Genomic DNA, 23,987 nt, shown 5'->3' with positions numbered 1-23,987 from the left:
TGTGGAGCGCCGGTTTATACTTTCTCATACTGCAGTGGAGGTGCAGCAGCATCGGGATCGTTGAACGGTTTGCAACGAGATCCGAAAGGGCTTGTTAAACGTCCATTAGGGGCACATTTCCCATTGTGTCCTCACGTTCTCTCTCATTCTCGAAACGAACTGTATCATGCGCAAGGTCATCGGGTGGCTCACCCAGAAACGTTCCAGCCAGGGGAGCGTCCCACGTCCCCGTCGGCGTATCGACCTTGGCGTAGACGCGCCGACCTATCCGATCTACGCGATCGGCGACGTGCATGGCTGCCTGGAGCTCCTCAAGGAAGCCGAGGCGAAGATCGCCCGCGACATCGAAGAAACGCGCCGTGCGGGCGTGGTGGTTCTTCTCGGCGACTATGTGGACCGCGGCCCGGCATCCTCGGGTGTTCTCGACTATCTGATCAAGCCGAGCGAATACGGTCTGCGCCGAATGCCGCTATGCGGAAACCATGACGATGTGTTCCGCCTCTTCCTCGATGATCCGGAGACGCATGGCGAATGGCTGAGCCTTGGCGGAGAGCAGACGCTGGCGTCCTACGGGCTCGACGTGCATGACCAAAACTTTCGCCAGCGCAGCCGCAGTGGCACGCTGAAGCAGCTGCTGGCTGAAGTCGTGCCCGACGCGCACCGCCAGTTCCTCACCGATTTGCCGATCAGCATGAAGGTCGGACAGCTTCTGTTCGTCCACGCCGGCATTCGGCCGGGTGTCGCGTTGAAAGACCAGGAGGAGGCTGACCTGATGTGGATCCGCGATCCATTCCTTGCGAAAGGACCAAACCTGCCATCCACCTTCGTGATCCACGGCCACACGCCGCAGACTGAGCCCTCGCTCGGACCGAACAGAATCGGCATCGATACCGGGGCATTTTATTCGGGCAAGCTGACGATCTTGAGAATTGCGGGCGAAGAGACGCGGTTTATCTAGCGACGTCTGGAAAACCAGGCCGCCACGAACGGCTTCACCAGTGGACCGAACAGGCCAAGGCCAGTAATGGAAAAGCCGAAATAGACTTTCTTCGACCGCCGATCGATGCCGCGAACGATCTTTTCGGCAACGGCATTCGCCTTCCACGGCGGCGCGGCACCCATCAGAGCCCGTGCCTGCGCCGGGCGTTTGGCGAGTTCCCTCTCGAACTGCGGCGTTTCGGTATCCGGCGGGAAGCACAGCGATATGGTGACGCCATCTCCAACCGACTCAGCCTGGAGGGCCTCGGCGAAGCCCGTGAGCGCCGACTTGGAGGCACAATAAGCTGTGTAGCCGGGTATGCCGATCAGTGCCGCACCCGAGGACACGATCATGATTGCGCCCTGCCCGCGGCTCTTCATGCCCGCGTAGACCGAGCGTACGGCATTCGCCGTACCGAGCAGGTTGACGTCTATCTGGCGGGAAAAGTCGCTCTGCGATTGCTGGTCGAAAAAAGCGGGTTCTACCATCCCGGCCGAGGCAACAAGAACGTCGCACGGTCCGAATGCGGCCTCGCAGGCATCAACAGCACGCGAGATCTCGCTATCGTTCGCGACATCCGCGCGTTCACATCTGATGTCAGCCTTGCCGGTACTGCGGAGGTCGACAACAGCGCTTTCAAGCATTGCCGCCGTGCGCGCGATGATCGATACGCGCGCACCCCGGCATGCGTAGATCCGCGCCACTTCCAGTCCGATGCCGCTTGATCCACCCGTTACGATCACGTGCATCGTCGTCGCCACAGCCTCAGGTGTTGTCGGGCGACTGGAGAAGCGGCGCAAGCTGCATCAGTTTTTCCGGGCTGAGAGAGGCAAGACCGAAATTCCTGTCCTGCAGGTCCTTCAGGCGTCTTGCTGTCGATTCCACCGCATGGCGAATCTGCTCTTCCGTATGGTCGCTGGTGATAAAGAATCGCAACCGGGCCATGCCTTCCGGGACGGCGGGATGAATGATCGGCAAAGCGTTGACGCCATCTTCCAGCAATTCGTTCGACAGCTGGATGGAGCGAAGCGAATCACCGACGAGGATCGGCACGACGGAGAAGCCGAGGCTCAATCCTGTGTCGAGACCGGCTTCCCGGGCGAGCTTCAAAAACAGCGAACCGTTCCGGTGCAACTGCTCGGCCCGATCCGGTTCCTCGCGCAGAATATCGAGGGCCGTGGCTGCAGCCGTTGCCAGAACAGGCGCAAGCCCGACGCTGTAGACGAAACCGCCCGCTTCTGCCTTAAGGATGTCAGCCAGCGCCCGGCTACCGGCGATATATCCGCCGCAGCTCGATGTCGTCTTTGACAGGGTGCCCATCCAGATATCGACGCTCTTCGGGTCGATATCAAAATGTTCAAACGAGCCGCGACCGGTCTTGCCGAGAACGCCGAGCGAATGGGCCTCGTCGACCATCAGCCAGAAGCCGTACCGATTGCGCAGCTCGATCAGGCGCGGCAGGTCGGCGATGTCGCCATCCATCGAATAGACGCCCTCGACAATCACGAGCACGCGCCGGAAATCGCCGGCGAGCGTGTTGAGCACCGTCTCGAGATTATCGACGTCATTGTGCTTGAACAGGCGCCGCGTGGCGCCGGAAAGCTTGATGCCGGCCAGCGCGCTGTTGTGGATGAATTCGTCGTGGATGACGAGGTCCTTGGGGCCGACAACACAGCTGATTGCCGCAACGTTGGTAAGGTAGCCGCTGACGAAACAGACTGCAGCATCAACGCCGTAGACGCTGGCAAGCTTTTCTTCGAGTTCCGCATGCACCGGGCGCTCGCCTGCGACCAGACGGCTGGCGGAGGCGGAAATGCCGAAACGATCGATCGCAGCCTTGGCGGCTTCGGTCACCCTCGGGTCCGTGTTGGTACCGAGATAGTCGTAGGAAGCAAAATTCGCATAGACTTCCCCGTCCATGGTCGTCGTCGCGCCGGCGGCTTCGTCGTGCGAGCGATAGAACGGGTTGTCGACGCCGATGATTTCGCTCGCCTTGCGCTGCACCATGACCCGTTGATATTCGGGCAAGGCGTCAAAACCGACCGGAGGGCGGGCCGGTTGCTGCGGCTGTGCATTGAGCCGCGTCGTGCGATTGCGCCCGACGTTTTCGTTGGCCTTGCGCATCTGGTCGATAAAATTGCCCTTCCCCCCAAGGCTCAGCTTGGAGGGCCGGGTTTCATCCGAACTGCTGTCTGTCACTGCGTTGCGGCTTTCTGCTGCGTCGAATGGCTTTTGACCAGCCGGTCGATCACTTCGTTCTGGACGGTGTCGTCCTCGCCGTTGCGCTTGGCGACACGCTCTCTCAGACGGCTTACCACGTCGCTGACGGACGTGTCTTCCCCTACTCCGCTCAGCGGAATATCAAAGCCCGTCTTCTGCTGGAAGCTCATACCGAGCTCCATCGCCATCAGACTGTCGAGACCGATATCCTTCAAGACCTTTTCCGGCGTGATACTGTCTTCCGTGACACGCAGGATCGTGGCGATTTCAGACGCGACGAGGTTGTGAAGAAGCTGCTGCGCCTCATCCGCCGACTTGCCACGGATCAGATCCTCAAGATCGATCCGGTCGCCATCGGAGGCCGATTGCTGATTGCCAGCCGAACGGATCGCCGTCTCGAAGATCGAGGCGTTGGAAATCGGCAGCATCCGCACTGCCTGCCAGTCGACTTCGGCAATCATCACGGCTGCCGCATCAATGGTGCCGGTGTCTGACGCCATGTAGCGTTCGACCTGCTCCAGCGCATCGCGCGCCTTCATGGCCGTCTTGCCGATTCGCTTGGACAGGATTTCGTTGACCTCGGCATTGCGTGCAAGGAAACCGGTATCGGCAATGGCGCCGAAGCCGACGGCGAGACCCGGCTTGCCGGCCGCGCGACGTGCACGGGCAAGACCTTCGAGATAGCCGTTGGCAATGACGTAGTTGGCTTGGCCCGGGTTGCCGAGCATGGTCGTGGCCGACGAGAAGACGAGGAAGAGATCGAGGTCGTCGCCCGCCGTCAGCTTGTCGAGCAGAGCTGCGCCGCGAATCTTGACCTCGACAACCGGTTGGTTGCGCTCGGGCGTCAGGTTGGACAGAAGCGCGTCGTCGAGCACCATGGCCGCGTGAACGATGCCCTTGATCGGAGCCTGCTTGCGCAGGCTGTCAAGAAGCCCGGAAAGAGCCGGCTCGCTGGTGATATCGCAGGCGTGGACAGATGCCTTGACGCCCTTCGCCTTCCATTTAGCGATCGCCGCCTCAGTTTCAGCGTCGGCGATACCCTTGCGCGAGCAGAGAGCAATCTGCTTGGCACCGCGTGCGGCAAGCCAGTCTGCTGTAACGAGGCCGAAGCCGCCAATGCCGCCAGCAACCAAATAGATGCCATCCGCACCGAAGGCGACCGGCTTTTCGTTTGCGATCACCACCTTGTCCTTGCCGGCGACCGGCGGACGGATGACGATCTTGCCGATCTGGCCGGCATTCTGCATGAGACGGAAGGCACTGCCGATCTCGTCATAGCCGAAGGCGCGATAGGGCAGCGGAGACAGGTCGCCCCGCTCGAACAGGACGCCGATCTCGGTAAAGATCTTCTTCGTGATTGCCGGCAGCTTCACCAGCAACTGGTCGGCGTCGATGCCGAAGTAGCTGATGTTGCGACGGAACGGACGAAGGCCGATCTTGCGGTCGGAATAGTAGTCGCGCTTGCCGAGTTCGAGGAAGCGACCGAATGGCTTCACCAGTTCCAGGCTGCGTTCCATCGCTTCCGAGAACAGCGAGTTGAGGACAAGGTCGACGCCTTCGCCACCGGTGACGCCGCGCACGCGGGCTACAAAATCCAGCGAGCGGCTGTCGAACACATGGTCTGCACCAAGCGCTTCCAGGAAGCGGCGTTTTTCCACCGTACCGGCCGTCGCGATGACAACTGCACCCTTCAGCTTGGCGATCTGCAAGGCTGCAAGACCCACACCACCGGCCGCCCCATGGATGAGGATGGTTTCACCAGGTTCGATATGGCCGAGCTGGACCATGGCGTAATAGGCCGTGAGGAATGCCACCGGAACGGTTGCAGCAGCCTCAAAGTCGAGGCGGGCCGGGAACTTCGTAACGCCGTCGCGTCGAACCTTGACGTGGGTGGAGAAGGCGGCCGGGCCGATGCCCATGACACGGTCTCCGGCAACGAGATCCGTCACCGACGCACCGACCGAGATGACGCGGCCGGACATTTCCATGCCGATGGTTGCGCCGGCAAAACCGTCTTCGAGTGCTTCTTCCGGGAGGAGGCCCATGGCCCACATGACGTCACGGAAGTTGAGGCCGGCCGCTTCCACGGCGAGAACGATCTCGTCGGCATCCGGCACCGGTTCGGAGGCGCTCTCCCATATGATGCTGTCGACGCGTCCATTCACGGTTTGCCGGATCGTGGCTGCAGTGAAATCGGCGCTTTCTGTATCCTTCGGCCCGAACGGACCGCTCGATGCGCGGATTTCGGACAGCGAACCATCGCGCAGGATCCACTCACGGTTGGCACTGGCGGAGGCCAGGATCTCGCCGACATAGATGCCGAGTTCCGCGCTGTCAGTTTCGAGATCGAGAAGATGCGTGGCGACGGCATCGTATTCGTTCTGAAGAACGCGGGCGAACGTCCACAGCCCTGCGTTGACATCATCGGTCGTTTCAGCCGCAAGCGGCGAGCCGCCGGCCGCAACGATCACCAGACGGCACTGGTCGCCCGACGCGAGGCTGGCGCCATGGCGAGTAAAGGCTTCAACGATACGCTTGAGGTTTTCAAGACGTGCAAGCGCGACATCGGAGGCTTCGCGCTCACCCAGGCGTTCGGCGAGGAAGATGGCTTTCACGGGTTTGCCATCGAATCCGGCAAGCGACTGCGAAATCGCAGTCTCGTCCGCATCCGCGCTGAGCAGGACGACGGTGTCGCCGTCACCAAACGCTGCAGCACGAGCAACATCTTCAGCGAAGGCGAGCGCCGACGGGATCGACGGCAGTGCCTGCAGCTGGTCGGCCGCGGCCGAGGAGGCGCCTGCAACGATCAGCAGCCCTTCGGCCACATCTTTCTCTTCGACAAGCGGGGCGGCAAAACCGAGACCTGTCAGAAGGTCGGTTACCTGTTCGGTTGTCGCGAGACGCCCGACCGGGAATTCTGGCGACTGACTTGCGGCAAACCAGTCATCCGACAGGCCGAAGGCAAAGTCGTTGAACGCTGACGGTGCACGGTCGACGAACAGGAATGCACCGCCTCTTGCGGCAGCGCCTCGCACAGCCGAACGAAGGCTATCGTCGGCGACCAGAACCGCCTGGCTTTCAAGTCCGGCGGCAACGATCACATCGATGCCGCGGAGATCGGTCAGCGCCTTCGGCTCGATCACCGAGACATGTGCATGCTGTTCGAAGGCAAGTTCGAGTGTACGGCGAACGCTTTCGCGCGGCTCGACGATAGCGAGCGTCGCCGAGAAATCGACGGCAAGCGACGCAAGCTTGCTGCTGACGGATACGGATGTGGAGCCGAGCTCGACAATGACCCGGGTCCGGCCGCCATTGGCCCGACAGGCTTGCTCGACAAGATGCAGCGCCAGATCGGAGCGCTTGCGCCCAAGTGGCGAGTGAACAAGCACGTGTTCGAGCGTTGCTTCGCTGGTGTGGCGCGCTTCGGAGAAGTCTTCGCCGCTATGAAGGCCGGCAAGCGACAGGTGTTCCAGAGCATCGCGATAGGCATTGTGCAGCAGAACCGCCTCGGCGATACGGCCGGAATCCTCACGGTAGATTTCCTGCAGAAGTTCAGAGACGGCCGGCATGGTGAATTCGGACGGCACGCGCCAGCCGGATTCCTCGGACGACGCGATCCCGGCATCTTCCAGAATAAACAGACAGCTTGCCAGGAAAGCCCGGAAATTGGGTTCGCCCGGGAACTCGGTGACGGAGACGAACCCGTCCTGTGATGCGAGCGACAGCGCGATCTCGTGGCAGGCACGGTAAATCATCGCATCCAGCATCAACGACGCAGTGTCCTTGGCTTCTGCATCCGTCGTCGCGGCCAGTAGACCGCCGGCAAACCCGATCCGAGCGAAATTGCCTGACATCGTCGACGGCACGGCTTCGTAATGGAACGCCACCGAGGCCAAGGTGTGATGACGACGCAACGAGGTGCGGCGGAACCGGCAGTCGTCGAACGACGCGACGATTTCGCCATCTTCCCCGAACATGCGGAAGTTGACTTTGATCGAGAAGCCGCTGAACCGTTCGATCTCAATGACTGCACGGGTAATAGGCTTGGCCCGCGCCCCCACCCGAACCGAACCAAATCGTACAGGGATATAGGGAGAGCCGGCATCGCTGCCCGATAACTGGTCGAACATGGCAACAAGGCCATGAAACACCGCGTCCACCGAGAACGGGTTGAGGTTGTAGGTCAGATAGGGGTGGGCCGGAGCCTCGGCCGCTTTCAGATCGACCTCGACGGTGTTGCGACCAAAGACGCGCGCTTCGCGCAGCAGCTGGAAGTGCGGGCCGTATTGGAGGCCGAACTTTTCGGCAGTCCCGTAGACCTCCAGCGAGGAGAGCTTCGCGCTTTCGCCTTCGTTGGCACGCCAGATCTGACGGTCAGATGCATGCTCTACCGGCTTGCGGCAGCGGGCCACCGCATGCACGGTCCAGTCGTCGCTGCTCAGTCGTTCGCGCGAGCGGATCTCTATATCGCCTGTCTCGGGCGACAGGATCGTCGATAGCTCGAGCAGCCGGTCGGTACGAAGTTCGAGCGGACGCACGATCTCCATATTCGTCAGTTCGACGTCGTCGGACCCGAAATGCACCTGGGCGGCTGTGACGGCGATCTCGACAAATCCGCTACCCGGAAGGATCGCGCGCGAATCGACGACGTGCTCAGCCAGATCCGGGAAAAGCTGCGCGTCGACATGGTTCTTCCAGTGGGCGCTGTTGGGATCGGTGCGCCATCCGAGCAGCGAGTAGCTGCCGCGGTGTTCGCGGCCGAAGATATCAACCTCATCGGTCGTGTTCGCCATCTTCAAGACGGACGGCTCGAGCGGCAGGACCGGGAGGCCTGCAAACGCATCGCGCTTGCTGCTACGGCGCGACACGCTCGGCGAGACGCCGTGGGCGATGGCGCGGGCAAACGACTGCGCGACCGGGTCACGTCCCTCGATCGGGGTCTCGCGCTGCAGGGTACCGATCACGACAGCCGAATGCGACGCATGCTTGGCGATTTCACTGACATAGTTCGACAGAATCGAACGCGGCGAGATCTCGATGAAGAGGTTGCAGCCGAGATCCAGTGCAGTTTCGGCGGCAGACTTGAAGAGAACCGGGTCACGGACGTTGCGCCACCAGTAATCGGCATCCAGGCCGCGGCAGTCGTAGATGCCGCCGGTGACCGTCGAAACATAGGTGCAAGCGCCACTCTTCGGCTCGATCGTCGGCAGGTCCGCGAGAAAAAGATCGCGCGCGCTGTCGATGATCGGGTGATGGAACGGGTAGTTGATGTCGAGAACATGGACGACGGTCTGCGCCTTGCGTGCCGCATCGCGAAACGCCTGGATCTCGTCAGTCGGACCGGAAATCGTGACCGAGTTCGGTGCATTGATGGCGGCGACGCCGATCTCGTTCAGACCATGGGTCTTTGCGAAGGCAAGCGCCGTCTCCTCGTTCATCACAGCGGCAGCCATCTTGCCCTTGCCGGCAAACAGATCCTGCGACTTGGAGCGCTTGGCAACGATCGCAACGGCTTCCGCAGCGGTCAGGGCCTTGGCGGCATAGGCAGCTGCAATTTCGCCCACGGAGTGACCGAACACGACATCCGGGCGGACGCCGAGATTGGCGAGGCAATCCGAGATGGAAGCCTGGATCGCAAACAGCATCGGCTGGGCGATCTTCGTATCGGCAAGCCTAGTGCCGATATCCTCGGCAAACAGGAGATCCGACAGCTTTTCGCCCAGGTGATACTCGAACAGCGCGCTGAAGGACTGGAAGCACTGGCGGAAATGGCGGCTTTCACGATAGGCCTCAACACCCATTCCAGCCCACTGCGCACCATTGCCGGAAAACACGAAAGCTGTCTTGCCGGCATGGGACGGCGCTTCTCCGCGCTCCCCTTGCGAAGCCGTTCCGGCCAAATGCGTTTCGATCGCCTTGAGAACCCTGCCCTCGTCCTTGGCTTCGACGGCGAAGCGATAACGCATCGGGTCGCGATTGGCGCTGGAGGCGGCGATCATCCGGCGTGCCTTGACAGCATCGGAGCGTTCGAGGGCCGACTGGTAGTTTTCCAGAAGCGACTTCAGGGCGGTGGCGCTATGGGCGCTGGCAAAGAAGAACTGGCTGTCGGCCTTGGCGGGCAGCGCCGGCGTGTCGACCGGATCGGGATCGCCGATCACGACGTGGGCGTTGGTGCCGCCGAAGCCGAACGAGTTGATGCCAGCGAGCCGAGCGCCCTTGGCAGGCATCAGCTTCATCGCGGACATATTGACCCGCACGTTGAGCGAGGCGAAGTCGATATCCTCGTTGGCTTTTTCGATATGCAGCGTCGCGGGCAGGAAATCGTTTTCCAGCGCGATCATCGCCTTGATGAGACCGAAAAGACCCGACACCGGCTCGGTATGGCCGATATTCGACTTGATCGAACCGATCGGCAGCGGAGCCGGACGGTTCTGGCCGATGACAGTGCCAATGGCCCAGACTTCCGCCGGGTCGCCCACACGCGTTCCCGTGCCGTGGCCTTCGATAAAGGCGACGCGGTTCACGTCGATGCCGTTGCCCTGATAGATCGAGCGCAGAAGATCGGCCTGCGCTTCCCGCGATGGCAGACTGATGCCGTTGGTGCGGCCCGAAGAATTCACGCCTGTTGCGTGGATCTTGGCGTAGCTGCGGTCATTTTCCCGCTTCGCGCGATCGCTGCGACGAAGGACGATCGCCACCCCGCCTTCGGCGCGGACATAGCCATGGCCGTTGGTGTCATAAGCACGGCAAAGCCCTTCGGGCGACAGCATCCGCGCCTGCGCGAAGCCGACGAAGGAGAGCGGGTTGACCAGGATATTGACGCCGCCGACGATCGCGGTGTCGATATCACCGCGCTCGAGAGAGCGCACCGCCTGATCCAGCGCCACCAACGACGACGAGCAGGCGGTGTCGATGGTCATGCTCGGCCCATTGAGGCCGAAGATGTGCGAAATGCGGTTCGAGACGATCGAGAGCGTGTTGCCAGTCATGAAATACGGGCTGCCGGATGCCGGATCCTCCGACGACAGCGTACTGTTTTCGAGACTGGACGCGCCGATATAAACGCCGACCTTCTCCTTGGCGAGCGTGCTTGCCGGAAGATTGGCGTCTTCCAGCGCCTGCCAGACCAGTGTCAGAAGCACGCGCTGCTGCGGGTCCATCTGCATGGCCTCGCGCTGCGAAATGCCGAAAACGGCAGGATCAAAGTCATACAGCCTGTCGATAACGCCTGCGGCAAACGTATAGGTCTTTCCAGCGATACCCTGTGCCGGATGCCAGAAACGTGCCAAGTCCCATCGATCTCCAGGGATCTCCGAAACGGTGCAACGGCCGCCGCTCAGGATCGTCTTGAGTTCCTTGACGGAGCTTGCACCCGGCGCCACACAGGCTCTACCAATAATTTCGATCGTCATTGTCACTCTGTTTTCACAGCTAAAATGGCGGATGCGGAATGCCCGCATCGGACAACTTTAACAACATACTTATTAGCGGATGTCACGAGAAAAGCTAATACACATATGGCCCAAGGCGGGTTCAGGGGTTCGCAAAAAGCACAAAGTTATTGCATAAACAAGCCATTACATAACCTGCCTCCTGTTTATACTAGCATGGGTTGGATCGCCAGATACCTTACAGCAACAATCAACCATACAGTGAACAGAAAGCGGCACCACGCCTGCAAATGGAGTTGAGAAGGCGAGACAGCTTACAGCTCCGACCAGCGTAAACTCGTCCGCCAGACGCTGATGACCGCCGGTCGAATCGAAAATATGGCGAAGCTCTAGATTTGAAGCCTGTTAGTAATGTGGTAAGCGCAGGCATCATCGCAGGCATTCCTCGATCGGAACAAGACTATGCCGCAAGAGGAGAGGCCCGCAATTTCGACCCCTGCCGAACAACGTCGCCGACGCGGCGGCCGGTTGTTCGTTCTTGCGGTGTTCCTTCTCGTTGTCTTCAGCGGGCTTGCGGCGACCGTCCTTTTCGTCAACGAAGGGCGCAACTATAAGCGTCTGGTGCGCCAGTTCGGCCTGCAAACCTATCTGCTTCCTCCTCCTCCCGCACCGGCTGTTCGCATCGGGCGCCAGCGACGGCTTGCGGCGAGTAGCAAGCAGCTGCCCAGACTGGTCCGGCCGCTGGCGCACGACACGTCGCGTCTCATCCCACCCGTTACGACATCAACCGAGGAACGCTGCCAAGCACTGGCGGGCATAGGCGTTGAACCGCCGAACTTCTTGGCGGGCGCCAATGTATGGGAGTGCACGTTCTTCCTGCCGCTGGGCCCGGGTGAAGATCCGGCGTCTCTGTTCATCCAGGCGAAAGGGGTTGGAGAGGATGACCTGCGCACCTTCCGGATCAAGCTCAGTTTCACGGATGAGCGCCACGACGGTGCGCTGTTGCAGACTGCACTGACCACGCTCGACGGTTACGGCCTGTCGCTGACACCGCAGAGCCGGTCATATCTCGAGGCAAGGCTTTCCGCCCGCACGGCGTTTAAATCCGATCTCGAAAACTACCGCGCCACCTTTGTCCCCGAAATGATGGACCAGCGGCGGTTCAACCTGCTCCTCGTTGCCCATCCCGTTACCATGGCATGCCCGGTACCGACGCCCGAACCTGGCAGAGCGTCACAGCGAGCGATCGTCAGCACGCGGATCGGCTGCCTGACGCTCCCAATGGGGCAAGTTTTTTCGCCGCAAGGCTAGCCACGCTACGCAACCGTCAGATTGCGTTAAATCCTGATCAAGTCCAGCCGCTCGCCGAGTTCGCGCTGCGCCGTTTCCACCAGGCTCAGCTGGTGGGTGAACAGCACCGTCTGGAACTTGTCGCCGGCGGCAGCGAGTGTGCGGATGCCGGCTGCGGTCCGTTCGTCGTCGAATGTCTGGAAGATGTCGTCGAGGATCAGCGGTGCCGGTTCGTTGCGGCTACAGTAATCCTCGAGGAACGCCAGACGCAGTGCGAGATAGAGCTGATCGCCGGTGCCTTCGCTGAGGCCCGATAGCGGAACCTGCTCACCGGTGTTTCGCTCGACAGCCAGCTGCAGCTCGTCCTTTTCGTCATAGAGCTGCACCAGCTTCGCAAACCGTCCACCGGTGAGATCCGCAAATACCTTGCCGGCCCGCTGCATGACCGGATCGGCCTGCTGCTCGCGGTAGGTTTCCATCGACGACGACAGGAGGCTGGCGGCGAGCTTCAGCACCACCCAGCGACGTGCGAGGTCCCTCGCCTCGGTTTCGGCCGCGTGCTTCTGGAACACAGCGCGCTCGGCACCGATGCCGCTTTCCAGTTCGCGGCGGCGGCGGGCATTGTCTGCCTCAGCGGTCCGCAGGGAAGAAATCCGGTCGATCTGCCTGCTATCGGCGCTTTCCAGCTGCTCGATCTCAAGACCTGCGGTCACCTTGTCGAAATCGACCAGCGCTGAGCGCACTGCCGCTTCGTCGTCACCATCGGCGTGTTCGTTGAAGCGGGAGCGGCACTGCAGCAGCTGTCCGTTCAGCCGGCTTCGCTGGCGCAGTTCCTCCAGAACCTGTTCGAGGTCGGCGACGTCTCGCGAGGCGGAAGTGGCAAGGGAGGCCAGCTCGTCCTGCAGGTTTTTTTCGCGAGTGGCATAGCGCTCCAGGGCGAGCGTCGCGCGTTCGAGGTCAGCCGACATCGCGGCCTTGTGCTTGGCGGCGGCATTGGCATCCATCGCCCGATCGTTAAGGAGACCGGCCGCGACATCTGCCGGCACCGAGATCAGGTCTGGCGCGACCTTGGTGCAGAGGCTGCGGATCTCTTCGTCGAAGGTTTCCATGTCGCGCTGCATGCCGCGCACCCGGCGCCTGCGGTTCTCGCGCTCGGCCAGAAGATCCGGCACGCTGCGCCAGACATCGAGCGCTGCAGCCGCCATTTCGACCGTCGCCTCATCCGGCAGGCCGGCCATGGTCGCAGCGTTGGAGAATGCGGCTCGCCAAGTGTCGACTTCACGGCGCAGAACGGTCTCGCGCTCTTCGAGACGTTGCAGCGCATCGACGGCGGAATGGCGCTTGCCCTCCAGCGAGCGGCTTTCCGTCCAGCGTTCCGCGATCTCCGCCAGTCTGCGATCGAGAGCGCGCGCCAGGGCCGCCGGCGGCAAGGCGGCTGCGGCAAGGCCGATCGCGTCGGCAAGACCGACCAGCACCGGCTTCAACCGCTCTTCCTTCAGCCGTGCGGTCTGCAGCGCGTCGTTCGCATCCTTCAGCGCCTCGACCTGATGCGACAGGGCTTCGACGCCGCGGCGCCATTCAAGCATGCGCTCGGGCGATAGCGGCGAGATGGGCACCGAGCGGAACAGGTCCTCGAATTCGGTGATCGCGTCCGACAGCGCAATATCGCTTTCGCGCGCCTCGGCGCGGGCGTTTGTCAGCTGCTGCTCGATCTCGTGCTGACGCAAGCTGAGTTGTGCGTGCCGGGACACGCGCTCGGCGTCGGTCAGGGCGGCGTCGGCCAGTTCGTCGGCATTCTGAACGGCCTTGTGCACATCGGCGAGCTTATCCGCTGATGGCTTTGCTCCGAATGCGGCAAGACCAGCATCGCGCAGCTGGCGGGCTTCCATGATGTCAGCACGCGAAACGATGCGGCCCTGCCCTTCCAGCGCCGCCATGTGATCGGCCACGGTCTTGGCGTCGGCCTTCACCGTCGTCAGCGTCTGGGTGATCCTCGCATGCACTGCGCGTGCATCGTCGATCAGCTTGCGGTGGCTGGTCAGCGCGCTAAGATCCGGCAGCGGGCTCGCAAGCAGGGCGTCGATGTCCTTGACCGGCGGATCGAGCCTTGCGACGGCGGCGGCGAGATCGCTCTCTGCCCGCGTTGCGCGGACCTGCAGGTTTTCGACGCCTGCGAGATCGCTGAGTTCGGGGCGCAGCGCCGTGAGCTGCTCGGCCCATGGTTTCGGATCGATCAGGCGGCTGTCCGGATTGGCTTCATCCAGACGCCGCAGCGCCTCGCGCTCTTCTTCCAGACGGAGATGCAGCTGTTTGAGGCTGCGGTCGAGTTCGCTGCCTTCCTCGAGCAGGGTCTTCAGCCGCACCAGGTCGGCATCGGCAGGCTGGTAGCGTTCAAGGTCATCGGTCCTGACAAGACCTAACCTGCGCCCCAGCTGCACCAGCCGGGTGTCGAAATCCTCGACCTCGCCGCGCACCCTCGCGATATCCTCGCGGGCCTTCAGATAGACGCCCTTGTCAGCGTGGCGGGCAAGAATGCTGCCGGCAGCGGCGATCAGCGCGTCGTCGACATGGAGAGCGGCGATCTCATCGCTCAGTCGCGAGACTTCGGTTTCCGCCGCCCGATGCGCGTCGTCGTTGCGCCGCGCTTCGTCCAGCGCCCGCGCCAACGCATCCTCGAAGCCCGGCGGCAGCGATCCCAGCGCCTGATACTGCGCCAGTTGGTCCTGCTCGCGATCGATTTCGCGCAGCACCGGCTCCAGCCGCATCAGTTTGCGAAGCCGTTCCAGCGTCTGCTTGGTGGTTTCGCGCTCGGTCTTGATGGTGGCGAGTTCCGCTTCCAACTCGGCCTGCTCGGCCAGCAGCTTCTTCCAGTCGCCGGACTTCAGCTCGTTGTCCCGCTCGGCCTTGCGCGCCTCGTCATGGCTGTCGAGGACCTGGTAAAACAACCGGTCCTTGGAGCGGCGCGCCGCGTAGATGGTGTCGGCCTCGGCATCGAAGCTTTTGCGCAGGTCGGAGAGGCCGGTAAGGCCCGACGCTGCGGAAAACAGCAGGCTGCCGATCTCGCCACCGCTTTTCAGCATGCTCTGGCCGCCGGCGCGCAGCGACGCCGAATCGAGACCGAAGGCGCGCTGAAACACATCGCGGTTCAGCGTGCCGAGAAACGGTGCCAGCGCATCCTCGGGCAGCGCTTCTTCCGCGTCGCTTGCGGCGAGCAGCGTGTTCTTGCGGCCGCGACGACGGCGAAAGCCCAGCTTGCTACCGTCGCGCGTCTCGATCTCGGCGCCGACGCGAAGTGCAGTCGCATCGTGCAGAAAACTGTATTCGGCAGCCGTCGGAAAGCCGAACAGCAGATCCGAGATTGCCGACAGCGCGGAAGACTTTCCGGCTTCGTTCGGGCCATAGATGACATGCAGCTGCGCATCCGGCCGGAACGCGAGCGCGCGGTCGGTAAGCGCGCCGTAGCGCAGGATGTCGAGACGGGTAAAACGCATGTGACTACCCTACCCTTGCCGCGCGCGACAGAAGCAGTTCGCGCGCCTCCGCCAACAGTGCTGCCGCATCGTCGCCGAGCGCCAGGTCGCCGGCACCAATACCGCCCGGCAGACGTGCGGCGATCTCGGCAATCCGGGCCTCGGCCTCGCTGACCAACAATGGCGAGAACTCCGCCGTCGGCAGGAGGCCTTCGAGCCCAAGCAGATCGGTCGCTTTTTCCGTCGAGGCGATCTCGGCTTCGAGTTTGACCTCCAGCTTTTCCAGCCAGATATCCTCATGGCCGCGATGGCAGGCGGCCTGCACCTCATCGCGAAAATCGGCCGCTCTCGCCAAGATCTCGTTGCGGAAGCGATTACGCCCGGCGATGCGGATGCGCAGCGCCAGCGGGCGGCTTTCCATCGCATCGATCACAGAACCAAGCAGATCTTCCAGCCGCCGCAGGATTGCCGCCGGCGTCTCGTCCGGCTCGACGAGAACGGCGAGTTCAGCAAACCTTGCGCTGTCGGTGACGATACGCTCATAAGCGATGCGCCCGTCCTCGACGGTCACGAGCACGGCGCCCTTTGCTCCCTGCTCGCGGATCGATCGTCCCTGAAGGTTGCCGGGGAACACGACGAGCGGGTCTTCGGCGACGATTTCGAAATCGTGGACATGACCGAGCGCCCAGTAATCGTAACCCCGCGAGCGCAGATCTTCGACGGAACAGGGCGCGTAAGCTGCGTGTGGCTCGCGGCCGGTGAGCGACGTATGCAGCACGCCGATGTTGAACCAGCCCGGCTCCGGCTTCGGATAGGCAAGCGCCAGGTTTTCATTGGCAGAGCGCTCGGCGAACCCCTGGCCGTGCAGCGCGACCTTCAGGTGATCCAGCTTGAACGTGCCGGGCTTTGCCGTTGGGAATTCGCTGACATTCTTCGGCAGCGTGATTGTCTTGGTGATGACGCTTTCAGCGTCGTGATTGCCCTTCAGCAGGAAGACCGGAATGCCGGCGCGTTCCAGCCGGGCGATTTCGCGGTTGAAGAAGAGGCCGATCTTGTTGTCCTTCCAGTCGCCGTCGTAGACATCGCCCGCGACGATGAAGAAGTCGACTTTGCGCTCCACCGCCTCGTCCACCAGAGCCGAAAATGCCTTGCGGCTGGCCTCGATGAAGATATCGGCAAGCTCGGCATCCTTCAGCGCCAGCCCCTGAAAGGGACTGCCTAGATGCAGATCGGCGGCATGGATGAAGCGGAATGAGGTCATCGACTCGGCTGCTGGAACACATCAGGAACGACAGACTTAAGTCACGCATCGGCAATAAAAAAGGCCGGGTGCGGAAACACCCGGCCTTTTCCTGTTGATGAACGGTTTAGTTGGTCGCCTTGATCTCAACCGGGAAGAACAGCGTCTCGCCGGAACTGTCATCGACGCCGTCATTGTCGGTGATGGCGAAGGCCTTGCCCGACTTGTCGAAGGCAAAACCTTCGAGCTTGTCGACAACATAGCCGTTGGTGGCGTTCTTCAGGTCCGGCATGAAATCGTGCACTTCCTGCTTGGTGACGAGCGGCAGCTCTCCGCCAAGCTTTGCCGGCTTCAGATCGGCGATTGCCACACGGTAAAGCTTCTTGAGCTTGGCCTTGTCGCCGATCAGGTTGTCGCGCTCGATGATGTAGAGGTAGTCACCGCGGGCGGTAATTTCCGACAGGCCGACCCAGCCTTTTTCGGTCTTCTCGAGCGGGTAGCGAACGGCGGCCCATTCCTTGGACTTCGGCTTGTAGGACAGAAGCTTCACCTGGCCCTTCGGATCGTCCTTCCATTCGCGCTGGATTGCCATCCAGAGTGTCAGGTCGTCGCCGGAACCGGTTGTGGTGATGCCTTCGAGGCCGAAGCGGGTTTCGCCTGCCAGAAGTTCTGCAGGCAGCGCGATCTCGGACTTGATCTCGCCCTTTGCGCTGACGTTGTAGATGCCGTGACCAACGAACTTGGCACTGTCGCCTTCGGAAGCCAGCCAGAAGCCACCCTTGCCGTCGAGTGCGATACCTTCGATATCGAGCTTCTGGGCCGGCTGACCGTTGCGGGTCACACGTACCACGCTGGTGATTTCGGCCGGCTTCTTGGTGGCGTCGATGGTGAAGATCGAGGGCTGCATGGCATAGACGCTATCGCTCACGCCATAGAGAATGCCGTCCTTTTCCGCATCACCGACGAGGCCCGACATGGCACCCCAGCCGAGCGGCTTGCCGTCGACATCCTTGGAGACGAGCATCGGATAGGCCTTTGCGCCTTCGCCAAGCTCGTAGATCATGACATGCGAGCGGGCACCGCCGTCTTCGCCGAGATCGGCTTCGTTGGCGGAGGCGAGCAGGTTGCGGCCGGGAATGGCGACAGCGCCTTCAGGCGAGATGCCTGAGGGCAGAAGCTGCACCAGTTCCGGTTCCGCACCGGTATCCTTGTAGACCGCGATCATCGAACCGCGCTCCGAGAGGACGAAGAAATACTTCTGACCGTTGAAGGTCGCAGCTTCCAGCCCTTCCGGCTCGATGCCCTTGTTCTTGGCACGCTTTTCCGGGAAGTGACCGACGCGGGCTACGGCATATTCGAGCGATGTGCCGGCGTCGTATAGAACCTTGCCGGTGCGGTCGAAGATGGTGAAGCCGCGCGACCCGCCCTTGTAGTCACCTTCGTTGGCGACAACGAAACGATCGGTACCGAGCCACTTCACCGCATCCGGTTCGCGGGGAATGGCCGTGAGCTTGCCGGAGAAGGTCAGTGCGCCGTCGGTCTTGGTGTCAACGCCATCGAGATCAACCGTGCCGGCCGTGAAATGGGCGGTGACCTTTGCGGTCTTGCTGTCGACGATGACGATGTGATTGTTTTCCTGCAGCGTCACGACGATTTCGCCGTTGGCGTTGATATTGACGAATTCCGGCTCGGGATCCTCAGGAGCGACGGTGGACAGTCCCGTCAGATCGACGTGACGGATGCTGTCGCAGACGGGCACCCCGTTGTTCAGGGTGACGATCTGCAATTCGCCAGCCGGCAGCTGCGGAAGAGCGCCGTCGTTGAGCTTTTCGTCGCGCTGGTTCTCGATGGCAATGGCCGCAAACGTGCCATCCGGCGAGACGACGATGCTATCCGGCTGGCCGCCGAGATCGCAGGTGGCCTCGATCTTGCGGGAGGCGATATCGACGACACCGAGCTGGCCTGCGGGCTTGGTGAGATCCTTGGTACGGTCAATGGTGACGAGAACCTTCGCACCGACTGCGGCGACCGAGTTCGGCTCGCCGTCGATCTTGACCGACCCGGCCGCCTTCGGGGCCTTCGCGTCAGTGATGTCGATAAAGCCGATCGTGCCACCCGGCGCATCGGAATAGATGAGCGTGTTGCCGTCGGCGGTGGCCGTGATGATTTCCGACGAGGTCGCCTTGTCCTCGCCCTTGGGCAGGTTCTGGGCAACCGGGAAGGATGCAATGCGGTTGAAGACTTGCTCGGCGCCGGCAGGAGCTGCAACGGAGCCGAGGAGGAGCGCGGTCAAAGCGGCGCGTGTCGAGAATGTCATGGGAAGCCTCCGTGAAACTACACTCGGCTTGTGCTGCACTGTCATGACAGGCGGATGACAGTTTGGGACGCAGAAAGAACGGACCTGCGGATAAGGCTCGAACACGCTTTCCGTTCAACGAAAAAGGCCCGGTTTTCACCGGGCCTTCTCAACGCTTTGCATCACGGCGGCAGGCCGCCAGATGCTTTCGATCAGCTGTTAACAGCTTCCTTGAGACCCTTGCCGGCCGAGAACTTCGGAACGTTGCGAGCCGGGATATCGACTTCAGCGCCCGTGGACGGGTTGCGGCCCTTGGATGCTTCGCGACGCGAAACGGAGAAGCTGCCGAAGCCAGCGAGGCGGATGTCGCCACCATTCTTCAGTTCGGCCTGGACAGTCTCGAAAACGGCATCGACTGCAGAGGCGGCATCAGCCTTGGAGAGGCCGGCTTTTTCGGCCACTGCGGACACCAGTTCGGTCTTGTTCATATTTCCACCCTTTCAACGGTTTTGGAACGACTCATTTGGTCGGCGCCGACAATAGTTTTGCGTCGGCACTTGGCAACCCAAAGGCTCCGAAAAAGCCTGAAAAACAAGGGGTCTTGGGGATTTTTCACAAAAAAAGCCGGCTTTCGCCGGCTTTTTTATCAGTTCGTGGCGGCTTCAAGGCACCGCTTAGTGAGCGATCGTTGTCGACGAGTCGTCGGCACCGTCAACTGTCGCAATGACCGGAGTCTCTACCGTGCCATCCCACTCGATCGGTTCGGGAAGGCGAACCAAAGCGTGCTTGATCACCTCGCCCATACGCGACACCGGGATGATCTCCATTCCGTTTTTCACGTTGTCCGGAATGTCCGCGAGGTCCTTCGCGTTCTCTTCCGGGATCAGCACAACCTTGATGTTGCCGCGCAGAGCCGCAAGGAGTTTTTCCTTGAGACCACCGATCGGCAGCACCCGGCCGCGCAACGTGATTTCGCCGGTCATGGCGACATCCTTGCGAACAGGAATGCCGGTCATGATCGAAACGATCGCGGTTGCCATGCCGACACCGGCCGACGGACCGTCCTTCGGCGTCGCACCTTCCGGCACGTGCACGTGGATATCCGACTTGTCGAAGCGCGGCGGCTCGATGCCGAAATCGACGGCACGGGAGCGGACATAGGATGCCGCAGCCGAAATCGATTCCTTCATCACGTCCTTGAGGTTGCCGGTGACGGTCATGCGACCCTTGCCCGGCATCATGACGCCTTCGATGGTGAGAAGCTCACCGCCGACTTCTGTCCAGGCAAGACCCGTGACGACGCCGACCTGATCCTCACCTTCGGCTTCGCCGTGACGGAAACGCGGAACGCCAAGGTAATCCGAGATGTTGGCAGCGGTAACCGCAACCGACTTCGTCTTGCCCTTGATGATCTCGGTCACGGCCTTGCGGGCAAGCTTCATCAGCTCGCGCTCGAAGGAGCGAACGCCGGCTTCACGCGTGTACTGCTGGCTGATCGCCATCAGGGCATCGTCCGACACCGAGAATTCCTTCGGCTGCAGCGCATGGTCCCGGATCGCCTTCGGCAGAAGGTGACGCTTGGCGATCTCCCGCTTCTCATCCTCGGTGTACCCGGCGATGCGGATCACTTCCATGCGGTCCATCAGGGGACCTGGGATGTTCAGCGTGTTCGCCGTGGTGATGAACATCACGTCGGACAGATCGTATTCGACCTCAAGGTAGTGGTCCATGAAGGTCGAGTTCTGCGCTGGATCGAGCACTTCGAGCAGGGCCGACGACGGATCTCCGCGGAAGTCCGAGCCCATCTTGTCGATTTCGTCGAGCAGGAAGAGCGGGTTGGACTTCTTCGCCTTCTTCATCGACTGGATGACCTTGCCGGGCATCGAGCCGATGTAGGTGCGGCGGTGACCACGGATTTCGGCTTCGTCACGAACGCCACCGAGTGCCATGCGCACGTACTCGCGGCCGGTCGCCTTGGCGATCGACTGGGCAAGAGACGTCTTGCCGACGCCCGGAGGACCGACGAGGCAGAGGATCGGGCCCTTGAGCTTGGTAGCGCGGGCCTGCACGGCGAGATACTCGACGATGCGTTCCTTGACCTTGTCGAGACCGAAGTGATCCAGTTCGAGGACCTTTTCAGCCGCGTTAAGATCGGTCTTGATCTTCGACTTCTTGGACCACGGAATACCGAGCAGCCAGTCGAGATAGTTGCGCACGACGGTGGCTTCCGCCGACATCGGGCTCATCTGCTTCAGCTTCTTCAGCTCGGCATCGGCCTTTTCCTTGGCTTCCTTGGAAAGCTTGGTCTTGCCGATGCGCTCTTCCAGTTCGGCCATCTCGTCACGGCCTTCGTCGCCGTCGCCGAGTTCCTTCTGGATCGCCTTCATCTGCTCGTTGAGGTAATACTCGCGCTGGGTCTTTTCCATCTGGCGCTTGACGCGCGAGCGGATGCGCTTCTCGACCTGGAGGACGGAGATTTCGCCTTCCATGAAGCCGAGGGCCTTTTCAAGCCGCAGCTTGATCGAGACCGTTTCGAGCATTTCCTGCTTTTCGGTGATCTTGATCGACAGGTGCGAGGCGACCGTGTCGGCCAGCTTCGAGTAGTCCTCGATCTGGCTCGCGGCACCAACGACTTCCGGCGAGATCTTCTTGTTGAGCTTCACGTAGTTCTCGAATTCGGAAACCACGGAGCGCGACAGCGCTTCCACCTCGACGGCGTCCTCATCCGGCTCGGCCAGAATCTCGGCCTTGGCTTCGTAGAACTCTTCGCGATCGCTGTATTCGGAGATCTGGGCGCGTGCCTTGCCTTCGACCAGAACCTTGACGGTTCCGTCCGGGAGCTTCAGGAGCTGCAGCACATTGGCCACCGTGCCGACCTTGTAGATCTGCTCAGGCTCAGGATCGTCGTCGCTGGCATTGATCTGGGTGACGAGCATGATCTGCTTGTCGGAACCCATGACCTCTTCAAGCGCCCGAATGGACTTTTCCCGTCCGACGAACAGCGGCACGATCATGTGCGGGAAGACCACAATGTCGCGCAGAGGCAGGACCGGATAGGTCTCAGCGCCGGATGCCGCAGACGTTGAATTCGTCATGTCATTTCCTTTCCATCGTCCCGTTGCCGGGATGGCTTGAGAAATTACCCAAGCACTTCACTCCCGCTAAAAGTGGAGTTTTCACAGATCGTTTTCAAGCCTTGCAAGGTCGCTGCACTGCACCTTGTGCAACCAGCCGTCAGACAAAGCGCCCACGCATAACGCCTTACGCAAAATGTCAGCTCTTCAGCACGGACGCGCTACCGTCCTTGCCGACAAACCTTTTCGAGACGAGGTCCGAAATCAACGGCACACGCACAAAAGGTGCGAAGCAGCCGGAACGGAAAGGTTCATCCCTGACCCTGTCTAAATCAAGCGGATTATCTTGCAACTCTTTGCAGTGCAAAAATCGTGTAATACGGCCTAAAACAATAGCCGAGGCTAAAACGAAAAAGAGGCCCCAATGGGGCCCCTTCTCAATGTTGCTATGACCGCTGAGGATCAGGCCGAAACGTTGGCCTTTTCTTCCTGCCTGTCGGCGTAGATGTAGAGCGGACGTGCATTGCCCCGCACCACATCGTCGGAAATGACCACTTCGCGAACGCCTTCCAGCGCCGGCAGCTCGAACATCGTGTCGAGCAGGATCTTTTCCATGATCGAGCGAAGACCACGAGCACCCGTCTTGCGGATGATGGCGCGCTTGGCGATCTCGCGCAGCGCGTCCTCGTGGAACGTCAGTTCGACGTCTTCCATCTCGAACAGGCGCTGGTACTGCTTGATCAGCGCGTTCTTCGGCTCCGACAGGATCTGGATCAGCGCATCCTCATCGAGATCCTCGAGCGTTGCCAGAACCGGCAGACGACCGATGAATTCCGGAATGAGACCGAACTTGACCAGATCTTCCGGCTCCAGTTCGCGCAGCACTTCGCCAACGCGACGATCGTCCGGAGACTGGACGGATGCACCGAAACCGATCGAGGTCTTCTCGCCACGGGCAGAGATGATCTTGTCGAGACCGGCAAAGGCGCCGCCGCAGATGAACAGGATGTTCGTCGTGTCGACCTGCAGGAATTCCTGCTGCGGATGCTTGCGACCACCCTGCGGCGGAACCGATGCGACCGTGCCTTCCATGATCTTCAGAAGCGCCTGCTGGACGCCCTCGCCCGACACGTCGCGGGTGATCGAAGGGTTGTCCGACTTGCGGGAGATCTTGTCGACTTCGTCGATGTAGACGATGCCGCGCTGGGCGCGCTCGACATTGTAATCAGCCGACTGAAGCAGCTTCAGAATGATGTTTTCCACGTCTTCACCGACATAGCCGGCTTCCGTGAGTGTCGTCGCGTCGGCCATCGTGAAGGGCACGTCGATGATACGCGCGAGCGTCTGGGCAAGATAGGTCTTGCCGCAACCCGTCGGACCGACGAGCATGATGTTCGACTTCGCAAGCTCGACATCGCCGCCCTTTGAGGCATGCGCGAGACGCTTGTAATGATTGTGGACTGCGACCGACAGAATACGCTTGGCCTGCTTCTGGCCGATGACGTACTCGTCGAGGACCTTGATGATGTCCTGCGGCGTGGGAACGCCTTCACGGGACTTCACCATCGAAGACTTGTTCTCTTCGCGAATGATGTCCATGCACAATTCGACGCATTCATCGCAGATGAATACGGTCGGGCCGGCAATCAGCTTGCGGACCTCGTGCTGGCTCTTTCCGCAGAAGGAGCAATACAGGGTATTCTTGGAGTCGCCGCCGTTGCCGCCGCTGACTTTGCTCATATCACTTTCCTTCCAGCACTCCGCCTATCCGCCTGTCCAGACGGTCGCGGTCAACTTTGTCGCTGTCGACACGCGCGGACGCCATGCCGCGCCTGTCTTCGCTCAAGGGGTACTCTACCGGCCTTAAACTCGCTTTCGCAGGTCCAGAATGACCGGCTGCAACGAAACCCCTAAGACGCCAATGCTATGTCATAAACACTCAACACAGCCTTAATAGGTACTAATAGCGCGTTCCGTGCCACTTGGAACCCCCGAAATCACTCAAATCCGGGTGAGCAGCACGGATG

The 23,987-nt window shown here is 61.2% G+C and carries 11 protein-coding genes; 2 read left to right on the top strand and 9 right to left on the bottom strand.

The genetic code is table 11. From position 1 onward, the window contains the following. Positions 1-166: 166 nt before the first annotated feature. Positions 167-958, top strand: a complete 792-nt coding sequence (locus BLW69_RS11260; RefSeq protein WP_062453238.1) for a metallophosphoesterase family protein — start codon at positions 167-169, stop codon at positions 956-958. On the opposite strand, the gene BLW69_RS11255 is transcribed toward BLW69_RS11260, so the two are convergent. Genes BLW69_RS11255 through BLW69_RS11245 form a run of 3 tightly spaced genes read right to left on the bottom strand, consistent with a single transcriptional unit; the run spans position 955 to position 10,611 of the window. Continuing rightward, positions 955-1,728 carry an SDR family oxidoreductase gene (locus tag BLW69_RS11255; RefSeq protein WP_092661982.1) on the bottom strand — a complete coding sequence of 258 codons (774 nt, stop codon included), beginning with the start codon at positions 1,726-1,728 and terminating at the stop codon, positions 955-957. The genes BLW69_RS11260 and BLW69_RS11255 overlap by 4 nt on opposite strands. A 16-nt stretch (positions 1,729-1,744) precedes the next feature. After that, positions 1,745-3,178 carry an aminotransferase class I/II-fold pyridoxal phosphate-dependent enzyme gene (locus BLW69_RS11250; protein WP_062453239.1) on the bottom strand — a complete coding sequence of 478 codons (1,434 nt, stop codon included), beginning with the start codon at positions 3,176-3,178 and terminating at the stop codon, positions 1,745-1,747. Beyond that, on the bottom strand, positions 3,175-10,611 hold the full coding sequence (locus tag BLW69_RS11245) for a type I polyketide synthase (protein WP_092661980.1): 7,437 nt from the start codon (positions 10,609-10,611) through the stop codon (positions 3,175-3,177). Before BLW69_RS11245 ends, BLW69_RS11250 begins: the two co-directional genes overlap by 4 nt. A gap of 441 nt (positions 10,612-11,052) precedes the next feature. On the opposite strand from BLW69_RS11245, the gene BLW69_RS11240 reads away from it, so the two are divergent. Then, a complete protein-coding gene (locus BLW69_RS11240; RefSeq protein ID WP_092661978.1) occupies positions 11,053-11,901 on the top strand; it encodes a DUF6030 family protein in 849 nt (282 codons plus the stop codon). A gap of 26 nt (positions 11,902-11,927) precedes the next feature. Here the strand turns inward: BLW69_RS11240 and BLW69_RS11235 are convergent, their stop codons facing one another. The 6 genes from BLW69_RS11235 to clpX all read right to left on the bottom strand — a co-directional run bounded on the left by BLW69_RS11235 (position 11,928) and on the right by clpX (position 23,700). Then, positions 11,928-15,371, bottom strand: a complete 3,444-nt coding sequence (locus tag BLW69_RS11235) for an ATP-binding protein (protein WP_092661976.1) — start codon at positions 15,369-15,371, stop codon at positions 11,928-11,930. Between the two features lie 4 nt (positions 15,372-15,375). Then, positions 15,376-16,611: a metallophosphoesterase family protein gene (locus BLW69_RS11230; protein WP_092661974.1), complete on the bottom strand. Its 1,236-nt coding sequence runs from the start codon at positions 16,609-16,611 to the stop codon at positions 15,376-15,378. Between the two features lie 106 nt (positions 16,612-16,717). Then, complete coding sequence (locus tag BLW69_RS11225; protein WP_092661972.1) at positions 16,718-18,907, bottom strand: esterase-like activity of phytase family protein; 2,190 nt, start codon at positions 18,905-18,907, stop codon at positions 16,718-16,720. Positions 18,908-19,098: 191 nt separating this feature from the next. Next, positions 19,099-19,374 (bottom strand): DNA-binding protein HupB, encoded by a 276-nt coding sequence (gene hupB / locus BLW69_RS11220; RefSeq protein ID WP_062453245.1) that lies wholly within the window; start codon positions 19,372-19,374, stop codon positions 19,099-19,101. A 186-nt stretch (positions 19,375-19,560) separates the two neighbouring features. After that, positions 19,561-21,981 (bottom strand): endopeptidase La, encoded by a 2,421-nt coding sequence (gene lon, locus BLW69_RS11215; protein WP_062453246.1) that lies wholly within the window; start codon positions 21,979-21,981, stop codon positions 19,561-19,563. A gap of 441 nt (positions 21,982-22,422) precedes the next feature. Then, positions 22,423-23,700: an ATP-dependent Clp protease ATP-binding subunit ClpX gene (gene clpX / locus BLW69_RS11210; RefSeq protein WP_062453247.1), complete on the bottom strand. Its 1,278-nt coding sequence runs from the start codon at positions 23,698-23,700 to the stop codon at positions 22,423-22,425. Positions 23,701-23,987: the final 287 nt, after the last annotated feature.

The organism is Rhizobium sp. NFR12 (genome assembly GCF_900108545.1).
In the GTDB taxonomy this organism is placed as follows: Bacteria; Pseudomonadota; Alphaproteobacteria; order Rhizobiales; family Rhizobiaceae; genus Neorhizobium; species Neorhizobium soli.
Note: the sequence above shows the minus strand (reverse complement) of the source record. Positions and strands in the feature narration are given on the sequence as shown.

Bases quoted from the DNA above. Each gene is read 5' to 3' on its own strand.
- BLW69_RS11230 (WP_092661974.1), bottom strand. From the start codon at position 16,611: ATGACCTCATTCCGCTTCATCCATGCCGCCGATCTGCATCTAGGCAGT.
- BLW69_RS11235 (WP_092661976.1), bottom strand. From the start codon at position 15,371: ATGCGTTTTACCCGTCTCGACATCCTGCGCTACGGCGCGCTTACCGAC.
- BLW69_RS11225 (WP_092661972.1), bottom strand. From the start codon at position 18,907: ATGACATTCTCGACACGCGCCGCTTTGACCGCGCTCCTCCTCGGCTCC.
- clpX (WP_062453247.1), bottom strand. From the start codon at position 23,700: ATGAGCAAAGTCAGCGGCGGCAACGGCGGCGACTCCAAGAATACCCTG.
- BLW69_RS11240 (WP_092661978.1), top strand. From the start codon at position 11,053: ATGCCGCAAGAGGAGAGGCCCGCAATTTCGACCCCTGCCGAACAACGT.
- lon (WP_062453246.1), bottom strand. From the start codon at position 21,981: ATGACGAATTCAACGTCTGCGGCATCCGGCGCTGAGACCTATCCGGTC.
- BLW69_RS11260 (WP_062453238.1), top strand. From the start codon at position 167: ATGCGCAAGGTCATCGGGTGGCTCACCCAGAAACGTTCCAGCCAGGGG.
- hupB (WP_062453245.1), bottom strand. From the start codon at position 19,374: ATGAACAAGACCGAACTGGTGTCCGCAGTGGCCGAAAAAGCCGGCCTC.
- BLW69_RS11245 (WP_092661980.1), bottom strand. From the start codon at position 10,611: ATGACGATCGAAATTATTGGTAGAGCCTGTGTGGCGCCGGGTGCAAGC.
- BLW69_RS11255 (WP_092661982.1), bottom strand. From the start codon at position 1,728: ATGCACGTGATCGTAACGGGTGGATCAAGCGGCATCGGACTGGAAGTG.